Annotated in this window: 7 protein-coding genes; 4 read left to right on the forward strand and 3 right to left on the reverse strand. The window is 73.2% G+C overall.

The annotated features are described in order from the left end of the window. The first annotated feature begins 157 nt into the window (after nucleotides 1–157). Nucleotides 158–1,801 (forward strand): carbohydrate binding domain-containing protein, encoded by a 1,644-nt coding sequence (locus ACGF0J_RS36140; RefSeq protein WP_393153458.1) that lies wholly within the window; start codon nucleotides 158–160, stop codon nucleotides 1,799–1,801. A 3-nt stretch (nucleotides 1,802–1,804) separates the two neighbouring features. Here ACGF0J_RS36140 and ACGF0J_RS36145 read toward each other — a convergent pair whose 3' ends face one another. Next, nucleotides 1,805–3,394 (reverse strand): molybdopterin-dependent oxidoreductase, encoded by a 1,590-nt coding sequence (locus ACGF0J_RS36145; protein ID WP_393153460.1) that lies wholly within the window; start codon nucleotides 3,392–3,394, stop codon nucleotides 1,805–1,807. Nucleotides 3,395–3,522: 128 nt separating this feature from the next. Between ACGF0J_RS36145 and ACGF0J_RS36150 the strand changes: the two genes are divergently transcribed. Then, on the forward strand, nucleotides 3,523–4,914 hold the full coding sequence (locus ACGF0J_RS36150) for a hypothetical protein (protein WP_393153462.1): 1,392 nt from the start codon (nucleotides 3,523–3,525) through the stop codon (nucleotides 4,912–4,914). Here ACGF0J_RS36150 and erm read toward each other — a convergent pair. Next, nucleotides 4,903–5,727, reverse strand: coding sequence for an ErmE/ErmH/ErmO/ErmR family 23S rRNA (adenine(2058)-N(6))-methyltransferase (erm, locus tag ACGF0J_RS36155; protein ID WP_393153464.1), 825 nt, complete (start codon nucleotides 5,725–5,727; stop codon nucleotides 4,903–4,905). The two genes, ACGF0J_RS36150 and erm, sit on opposite strands and share 12 nt — an antisense overlap. 267 nt (nucleotides 5,728–5,994) lie before the next feature. On the opposite strand from erm, the gene ACGF0J_RS36160 reads away from it, so the two are divergent. Both ACGF0J_RS36160 and ACGF0J_RS36165 read left to right on the forward strand, forming a co-directional pair. Beyond that, a complete protein-coding gene (locus tag ACGF0J_RS36160) occupies nucleotides 5,995–6,846 on the forward strand; it encodes a hypothetical protein (RefSeq protein ID WP_393153466.1) in 852 nt (283 codons plus the stop codon). Between the two features lie 53 nt (nucleotides 6,847–6,899). Next, the gene (locus ACGF0J_RS36165; RefSeq protein WP_393153468.1) at nucleotides 6,900–7,580 is read left to right on the forward strand and encodes a helix-turn-helix domain-containing protein; all 681 of its coding nucleotides are present in this window, start codon (nucleotides 6,900–6,902) and stop codon (nucleotides 7,578–7,580) included. 13 nt (nucleotides 7,581–7,593) lie between these two features. Here the strand turns inward: ACGF0J_RS36165 and ACGF0J_RS36170 are convergent, their stop codons facing one another. Then, nucleotides 7,594–8,775, reverse strand: a complete 1,182-nt coding sequence (locus tag ACGF0J_RS36170; protein WP_393153470.1) for an AI-2E family transporter — start codon at nucleotides 8,773–8,775, stop codon at nucleotides 7,594–7,596. Nucleotides 8,776–9,177: the final 402 nt, after the last annotated feature.

Genomic DNA, 9,177 nt, shown 5'->3' on the forward strand with positions numbered 1-9,177 from the left:
GGTGCGCTGCGCCCCCCCCGGGGGCGGCGCCCCCGTGGTGGGTGGGGGGGCCCCCCCCCCCCCGGGCCCCCCCCCCCGGGGGGGGGGGCCGGCCCCCCCCCCCCCCGCCCCCCCCCCCCCCCCCCGTCCGCCCCCCGCCGCGAAAGGACCACCCCCCATGAAGCCACGCGGACTCGCGGCCGCGGCCGCGCTCGCCCTGAGCCTCACCGCCCTGCACGCGGCCCCCGCCGCCGCCGCGAACATCCTCGTCAACCCCGGCTTCGAGACCGGCCTCGACGGCTGGACCTGCACCGGCCAGGCCACGACCGTGACCTCGCCCGTGCATGGCGGCGCCCGCGCTCTCCAGGCCACCCCCGCCGGCAACGACCTCGCCCGCTGCTCGCAGACCCTCACCGTCCAGCCCGGCACCGCCTACCAGCTCTCCGCCTGGGCCCGCGGCGGCCACGTCTTCCTCGGCGCCACCGGCGCCGGCGTGGACACGAGCACCTGGGCCACCCCCGGCTCCGCGTGGACCCGGCTCACCACCTCCTTCACCACCCCGGCCGGCACCCGCCAGGTCACCGTGCACGTGAACGGCTGGTACGGCCAGCCCGCCTACCTGGCCGACGACATCACGCTGGACGGCCCCGGCGGCGCCCCCGACACCCGGCCCCCCACCGTCCCGGCGAACGTGTCGGCCGGCAGCCCCACCGCCACGAGCCTCACCGTCACCTGGGCCGCCGCCACCGACGACACCGCGGTCACCCGCTACGAGGTCTCCCGCGACGGCGCCGCCCCCGTCGCCGTCACCGGCACCACGTACACCGCCACCGGCCTCACCCCCGACACCGCCTACGGCTTCCGCGTCCGCGCCTGCGACGCCGCCGGCAACTGCTCCGCCTACAGCCCCGCCGCCCAGGGCCGCACCACCGACGACACCACCCCGCCCACCGGCGAGATCAGGTACGCCCCGTACATCGACATCACCATGCCCACCCCGTCCCTGACCGCCGCCGCGGCGGCCACCGGCGTCAGGAACTACACCCTCGCCTTCGTCCTCGGCGACAGCACCGGCTGCAACCCCGCCTGGGGCGGCACCATCCCGCTGGCCGACTCCCGCATCATCGGCGACGTCAAGGCGCTGCAGGCCCAGGGCGGCCAGGTCGTCGTCGCCAGCGGCGGCGCCATGGGCCCCTACCTGGAGCACACCTGCGCGAGCAGCGCCGCGCTGCTCGCCGCGTACAAGAAGGTGCTCGACACCGTCGGCACCAACCACCTCGACGTGGACGTCGAGGCGTCCATCGACATCGCCAAGGTCAACACCGCGCTCAGGCAGCTCCAGGCCGAACGCGGCACCGCCGTCAGCTACACGCTGCGGGTGCAGGGCCAGGACTACGGCGTGGACCCGTTCTCCCTGCAGATCCTCCAGGACGCCGCGGCCCGCGGCCTCGACGTCGTCGTCAACCCCATGCTCATGAACTTCGGGTACACCGGCGACTGGGGCGACGCCATGATCGCGGCCGCCGAGGCGACCCTGGACCAGATGCGGACCGTCTGGCCTGCCGCGTCCGACGCCCAGCTCAGGCGCAGGCTCGGCGTCACCCCGATGATCGGCCGCAACGACACCGGCATGACCACCACCCAGGCCCACGCCCGCAAGCTGCGCGACTGGGCCAACGCCCAGCACATCGGCTTCGTCGGCTTCTGGTCCGTCGCCCGCGACAACGGCGGCTGCCCCGGCGGCACGCTCTCCCCGACATGCAGCGGGATCGCCCAGGCACCCTACGAGTTCACCGGCATCTTCAAGGGATTCACCGGGTGAGGCTCACGTCGTCAGGATGAGCTGGGTCGGCTTCACCGGCAGGCCCGGCCCCGGCGGCCGGTACGTCGGCAGCGCCTCGCCGTACTCGTGCATCCACGGATGGTCCAGCAGCAACCGCATCCGCCCCCCGGCCGGCGGCGATCCCGCCTCGGCCGGGACGGGCCCGCCCCGCTCCACCGCAAGCTTGGCCACCGCGTCCGCCACCAGGTGCGCGTCCGGCGGCGCCAGATCGCACCGGTCGTCCGGGCCGATCAGCAGCTCCACGTCCGGCGGCAGCGGATAGATCGGCCGCGGGATCGCCAGCACCCTCGGGGACGGCGCCATCGGCAACCCCTCGCCGACCGCGTCCAGCAGCACCGACCGCGCCGAACGGCCGCTCAGCACCCCGTCCGCGAGCGGCCAGCACAGCTTGCCCACGTTCGAGCCGTCCTCACCGCAGGCGTGCAGGCACAGGTACGGCACCAGCGGCACCCCGTTCACCGGCCCCTGCCGCACCCACCCGTCACGGCAGCCCGCCAGCACCAGCAGCGCCAGCATGGCCCGGTAGGCCGTGTCGGCGTGCGACGTCTCCAACCGTCCCGGCACGATCACGCACCGCCCGCCGGTCCGCCCGGCCGTCGCCCCCAGCTCCCGGGCGATCTTCACCGTGCGCGCGGCCGGAACCCCCGTGAGCGGCTCCTGCCAGGCCGGCGTGTACGGCTCCGAACGGTCGCCGTACCCCTCCGGCCAGGAGCCCGGCAAACCTTCGCGGGCCACCCCGTACACCGCCAGCAACAGGTCGAACACCGTCGTCGCCAGCCGCTCGCCGTCCCGCACCACCGGCACCCCACGCCTCAGCACCCCAGGCCCGTCGTCGAAGCGCGGCAGCAGCACCTCCACCGCCTCGCCGCCGTACACGCTCAGCCCGTCGGCCGGCTCGCCGACCCCGCCGCCCGCCACGAACGCGCCGCCGCGCTCGCGCAGCCGCACCAGGAACGGCAGGTCCGTGTGCGCCATCGCGTGCGCGGCGAACGCCGGCCGGTCGAGGTAGAACTCCTTCAGCAGCACGTGACCCATCGCCATCGCCAACGCCCCGTCGGTGCCCGGCCGGACCACCAGAGTCTCGTCGGACAGCCGCGTCGGGTGCGGCCCGATGGCCACCACCTTCTGCCCCTTGTACCGCCCGGCGATCACCCACGGCGTGTCGGGGGAGCGGGCCAGCCGGTTGTTCTCCCCCCACAGCATCACGTGCGCGGCCGTGGCCCACTCCTCGCCCCGCGGCCCGCGGAAGCCGCGGCCCAGCATCTGCTCCGGAGCGCTCGGCTGCTCCGTCAGCACCGCACCGCCCAGCCCGCCCACCACCCCGGCAAGCGACGAGGTGGACAGCGCCGCCACGTGCCCCGCCCCGTACTCCGCCACCGTGTGCACGAGGGCGGCGGCGGTCAGCTCCGCGGCCGTCCCGTCGTCGAGCGGCACCCGCCGCCCGCCACGCGCCCGGCGGTACACCTCAGAGTTCCCTGTGAGTTTCGCCCAGGCCGCCACCGGGTCACGAAGCCCGTCCTTCACCTCGAAATAGAGTCTGACCAGTGCCTGGTTGACCTGCGATCCCCCCATGGAAAGAGTTCAGCACAGACGGTCATGGTCTATCGCGGTACGACCCGCCATGTCGGGGATAAGAATCGTACGCGGGACGTCAGGTCAAGTGGCAGGAGCCAGGGGAGTACGGCAGGCTAGATGCCGCCATGGAATACGCAGTCCTCACGGGTACCGTCCTCGTCGCCGGAATCATCGTCGCCCTCGTCGCCCAGTGGCGCGACTGGCGGCCCTCTCTGCTCGTCGCCGTGCTCGTCGGCGTCGCCGTCCGCGTCCTGCTGCTGTTCACGGCGGCGGACGACGCCTGGCAACCGGTCGACTACGTCGAGAGCTTCAGACCGGCCGGCGAGGCCATCCTCAACGGCGAGGACCCGGTGCTGGCAAGCGAGGGCGGCTGGCACTTCCTGCCGATGATCCCCTACGTGTACGGCATCCTGCTGTGGACCGGCCTGCCGTGGGAGTACGCCGGCCGCCTCGTCACCGTGGTGGCCGACATCGCGCTCATCCCGCTGGTCGCCAAGCTGGCCGGCGGCCCCCGGGCCACGCTGCGCGCCCTGCAGTACGCGCTCAGCCCGCTCGCCCTGCTCGTCGCCTCCATCCACGGCCAGGTCGAACCCGTCGCCCTGGTCTTCGGCGTGGCGGCGTTCGTCGTGGCCCGCGGCCCCGGCTCGCCCTACCGCGCCGGCATGACGACCGACGTCGTCGCCCGCGTACGGCAGGGCATGGCCGCCCACGGCTGGCGCTCGTCGCTGCGGCGGGTGGCCGGCCCCGGCGGCATGCTCGCCCGCGCGCTGCGTCCCGGCCCCGACGACCGCGCCCACCTCAGGCGCGCCGCCCTGGCCGGCGTCCTCATGGGCCTGGCGCTGAGCGCCAAGAGCTGGCCGATCTGGCTCATCCCCGGCATGCTGCTCCTGCTGCCCAACCTGCGGGCCCGGATCGCCGCCCTGTTCGCCACCGGCGCCGTCCCGCTGTTCTTCCTGGTGACGCTGCCCGTCTTCGCCGGCACCTCGTTCAGCCAGATCCCCGAGGTCATCGACACCATCCGCGACATCCGGCCGATCGTCGGCGAGTGGGGCTGGACCCCGCACCTCACCGGGGGCGACTGGGCGCTGATCCCCTGGGCGGCCCAGCTCGGCACCTACCTGATCTACGCCTGCGTGCTGGGCTGCATCTGGGTGTGGCGGCGGGCCGACCCGATCGACATGACCACGGCCATCCTGCTCGCCTTCATGGTCGTCACGCCCCGGCTCGGCGCCCAGTACCTGCTGTGGTTCATGCCGTTCCTCATCGCCCGGCCCACCCGCTTCGCCTGGCCGGCGATCATCGGAGTGTCGTTCTGGGCGGCCTACGGCTATGTCTACATGACCCAGTTCGACGTCAACACCTGGTGGGAGCTGCACTCCTACTGGTCGCGGGCGTCGATCGTGCTGCTGCCCGTGCTCGCCCTCGCCATGCCGTGGGCCCGCCGCGTCGCGACGGGCCCGCTGGACGGCCTGCCCGCCGACGTGACGGGCAAGCCGCGCCTCAGGTCAGCGGCATAGCCGCTGCCACAGCACCACCCACTGGTCGGGGTGGACGAACGCCACCACGGCGTCGCGGGGGATCCCCGCGGCGGCCAGCGCGGCGTCCACCCCGTCGTACCTCCTGCGCAGCGAGGCGCGCAGGGTGCCGCCCACCCCGCCGAACCCCAGCTCGACCAGCTCACGGTAGCCGCGCCCGGCCCGCACCAGGGGATGCGGGCGCCGCTCGATCCGCAGGATCGCCGAGTCGACCGACGGCACCGGCCGGAAGCTGCGCCGGCCGATCCGGTCGCCCAGCCGCCAGCGGAACCATGGCCACGACCGCACCGTCACCAGGCTCCACCGCCCGTAGTCGCCCGACCGTTTGCGGGCGTACTCGAGCTGCGTGAGCAGCGTCGCCGAGGTGAGGGCCGAGGCGTCGAGACACCAGTCCACGATCCTCGACGTCGCCGAGTAGGGGATGTTGCCGACGACCGCGAACGGCTCACGCGGCGGCCGCGCGGCGGCGAAGTCGCCCCTGACCACCTCGATCCGGGGATCGTCGCGGGTCCGCGCGGCGAGGCGGCCGGCCAGCCGCGGGTCTATCTCGTAACCGACGACCCTGGCCCCGGCGTCCGCCAGCGCCAAGGTCAGCACGCCCTCGCCGGAGCCGGGCTCCAGCACGAGCCCCTCGGGTGCGGCGGCCTTGACCACCAGCTCCAGGGCATGCCTGTCCACCAGGAAGTTCTGCGACAGCGTCCGCCTCGCCCGGTCCGCGGGCGTGCGGCCGCCGCCGTTCCTGACGGCCTTTTTCTGAGTGTGTGAATGGTTTCCGTGCGCGAAGTTCTGCGCCACAGCAGCAGCCCTCTCGGGTCCTCGAGATCGATGGGGTCTCGAAGGGCCCTGGGCGCGCCCGCGGCCGCGTGGATGAGGTTGGAGAACGCGTCCGCTAGCGGGCCAGAGCCCGGCTGTGACGCAGACGCATGAAGAAGACACCTGGCATGCCGGCCAGGCTAGGCAGTGCCCGCGCCGGAGGGCAACGCATTTACCGCCGGTCGTCTCCCCGGAGGTCGTCCGATTCCTACAAGAACGCTTGGCCGGCGGCCCGCTAGCGTCAGCGGCATGAACACCCTCACCCGGGCGGCCGCATACCTCGAACGGCACGGCCGCCTGCTCGACAGGCTGACCTTCGCCGCCCTGTTCACGGACGGGCCGCGGCGGCGGGCGCTGGACGCGCTGCGCTGCTACCAGAACCCCGACGGCGGCTTCGGCAACGCCCTCGAACCCGACCTGCGCGGCGCCGGCAGCCAGCCTGAGCCGGTCGAGGTGGCCTTCCACATCCTGGACTCCCTCGACGCCTTCGACGACCCGATGGTTCCCGCCGCCTGCGACTACCTGCTCTCCGTGACGGCGAAGGACGGCGGCGTGCCGTTCGTGCTGCCCAGCGTCCGCGGCACCGCGCACGCGGTCTGGTGGGAGCCCGCCTCCGACGATCCGCCGGGCGACCTCGTCCCGACCGCCACCCTCGCGGCGCTGCTGCACAAGCACGGCGTCGAGCACCCGTGGCTCGGGCCCGCCACCGACTTCTGCTGGTCGCGGGTCGCCCTGGTGGAGGAGACGACGCCCTACCACGCCCGCGCCATCCTCCCGTTCCTGGAACACGTGCCCGACCGGGCTCGGGCCGAGGCGGAGTTCGCCCGGCTGCGCGACGCCGTCCTGGCCAACGTCACCTTCGACCCGGCCGCCTCCGGCGGCGCGCACTTTCCCCTGGACTTCGCCCCTGAGCCGTCGCGGCTGCCGCTGTTCGACGCCGGCACGCTCGACACCCACCTCGACGCGCTCGTGGCCGCCCAGTCCCCGGACGGGGGCTGGGCCCCCAACTGGCCGATGTGGACGCCGGTCGTGGAGCACGAGTGGGGTGGTTACCTCACGGTGCAGCGCCTGAGGACGCTGCGCGCCTACGGCCGCCTCTGACTCCCGCTGCGGGCGCCCGCGGTTCTGTCGGTGGCGTCGCCTAGCGTGGAGGCATGTACGAGGAACGGCCTGCCGCGCCGGCGCTCGCCGATCGCGTGGTCTGCGAGTGGTCGAGTGTCAGGGAGGCGGGCGGCACCCAGCTCGTGGTGCCCGACGCCTGTGTCGACCTGGTCTGGGGTCCTGCGGGGCCCTTCGTCGCCGGTCCCGACACGGGCCCCGTTCCGACCGTCATGCGCCCCGGAGACACGTTCACCGGCGTCCGGTTCCGGCCGGGGGCGGTGGGCGAGGTGTTCGGCGTGCCGCTCGACTGGCTGCGTGACCAGCGTGTCCCGCTGGCGAGCCTCGACGTCATGCGCGAGCTGACCGAGGGGGAGCCCGACGACCGCGCGGCGGCGATGCGCGGGGCGGTCGCCCGCCGGCTGCGCGAGACGGCGCCGGCCGACCCTGCGACCTCAGCGCTCGTGGCGGCGTTGCGCAGGGGCCGCACGGTGCGGGAGGCGGCCGCCGACCTGGGCTACGGCGAGCGTCAGCTGCACCGCAGGAGCGTGGCCGGCTTCGGCTACCCGCCCAAGACGCTGCAGCGCATCCTCCGCTTCCAGCGGGCCCTGCGGCTGGCCCGCACCGGCGTGCCGTTCGCCGAGGTGGCGGCCCTGACCGGCTACACCGACCAGGCTCATCTGTCCCACGACGTCAGGCGGCTGAGCGGCGTGCCGCTCCGGAGCCTGACCCGGTGACGGCGTCCGGGGCTCAGCGTCGCGGCTCGGCCGGCGGCTTGCCGTCGGCCTGCTCCGGTGTCCGCCCTGGGGGCGGCTCGGCGGGCTCGGCCGCGGGCGGCTCACCTGCGGGCGGCACGGCGGGCTCGGCCGAGGGCGCCGGCGACGCCTGTGCCCCGGAGATCAGCGCCGCCGCCCACGTCGCGCTCGGGTCGCTGTCCACCAGCAGAGCCCGGGCGAAAAGGCTCAGCGGGATCGCCAGGATCGCGCCGAGGGGCCCCAGCACGAACGTCCAGAGCAGCAGCGACAGAAACGTCATCGTGGTCGAGAGCCCCACCGCGTCGCCGAGAAATTTCGGCAGGATGAACGACTGCACCACCACGTTGATGACGCAGTACGCGCCGATGACCAGCAACATCTGCTTGACCCCACCGTCGAGGAGGGCGAGCAGGGCCGGGGGGATCAGTCCGAGCACGAAGCCGACGTTCGGGATGTAGTTCGTGATCAGCGCCAGCACGCCCCAGAGCAGGGGGAGCGGCACGCCCAGGATCGACAGCGCCGCCACGTCGAGCGCCGAGCAGATCAGTCCGAAGACCGTCGAGACGATGAGATAACGCCGGGTCTTGTGGGCGAACGTGGTCAGCGCCGACACCAGCCCCGCCTTGCTCTCGTGCCGTGCGGCGAGGATCCGCGCGGTCACCGGGGCGTCCAGGCACATCGCCAGCAGCAGCACGACGATGAGGAAGAGGCTCGACAGGACGCCGACCAGGCTCGACAGCAAGGTCTGCGCGACACCCACGACCCGCCCGACGTCGATGGCCTGGACCGCCTGGTCGATCTGCTCGTTGCCGATGCCGAGCGTGCCGGCGTAGGCCTGGGCGTCGGCCAGCAGTCGCTGGAACTGCTCGGCGTAGGTCGGCAGGAGGTAGGCGAGCTGCGTGGCCGAGAACGTCAGGACCGCCACCATGCCGAGCAGCACGAGGACGACGATGAGGAAGGGCACCGCGACCTGCGCCCAGGTCGGGGCCCCGCGGTCGTCCAGCCAGCCGCGCACGGGGGCCACCGCGATGACCAGCACCAGCGCCAGGAAGACGGGCCCCAGGATGGACGCCACCTCACGCAGGCCGAACAGGGCGATCACCGCGCCGGCGATCCCCAGCAGGACGACGAGCGCTCTGGGCACGGGCTGCGCCCGGGGTACGGGTTGATCGCGCACGCCCTGTTCCTACCCGGAGACCGCGCGGAACACCGACACCGGCGGGGAATCCGGTTGATTTGACGGTTCGGGGAGCGCTGCATAGAGTTCACCAGTCCCACGAGGACGGCGGTCGCCGCCGGACTCGCTCGGGGGCCACCTCCTGATCCGATCCCGTGCACAGGCTCAGCCCGCGCACAAGGGGCTTTGACATCAGTCGAAAGTCTGGGTAGGTTGAGAGGGTTGCCCTGGAGATGGGGCGGCGTTCGATTCTTGGTGGTCGATCCGGTTCGAGTCAATTTGACACGGACTTGGGAGACTGAAAAGATAAGAACACGAAAACGGAATGAACGCCTCCGAGCGAGGCCCCGGAGAGGGTCGAGTGAGGATGTACGCGTCCGTTTCTTGAGAACTCAACAGTGT

Source organism: Nonomuraea sp. NPDC047897, from assembly GCF_043204415.1.
Classification (GTDB): domain Bacteria; phylum Actinomycetota; class Actinomycetes; order Streptosporangiales; family Streptosporangiaceae; genus Nonomuraea.

Excerpts from the sequence above, each read along its gene's own strand:
- ACGF0J_RS36160 (WP_393153466.1), top strand. The coding sequence starts at position 5,995 with ATGAACACCCTCACCCGGGCGGCCGCATACCTCGAACGGCACGGCCGC.
- ACGF0J_RS36145 (WP_393153460.1), bottom strand. The coding sequence starts at position 3,394 with ATGGGGGGATCGCAGGTCAACCAGGCACTGGTCAGACTCTATTTCGAG.
- ACGF0J_RS36150 (WP_393153462.1), top strand. The coding sequence starts at position 3,523 with ATGGAATACGCAGTCCTCACGGGTACCGTCCTCGTCGCCGGAATCATC.
- ACGF0J_RS36140 (WP_393153458.1), top strand. The coding sequence starts at position 158 with ATGAAGCCACGCGGACTCGCGGCCGCGGCCGCGCTCGCCCTGAGCCTC.
- ACGF0J_RS36165 (WP_393153468.1), top strand. The coding sequence starts at position 6,900 with ATGTACGAGGAACGGCCTGCCGCGCCGGCGCTCGCCGATCGCGTGGTC.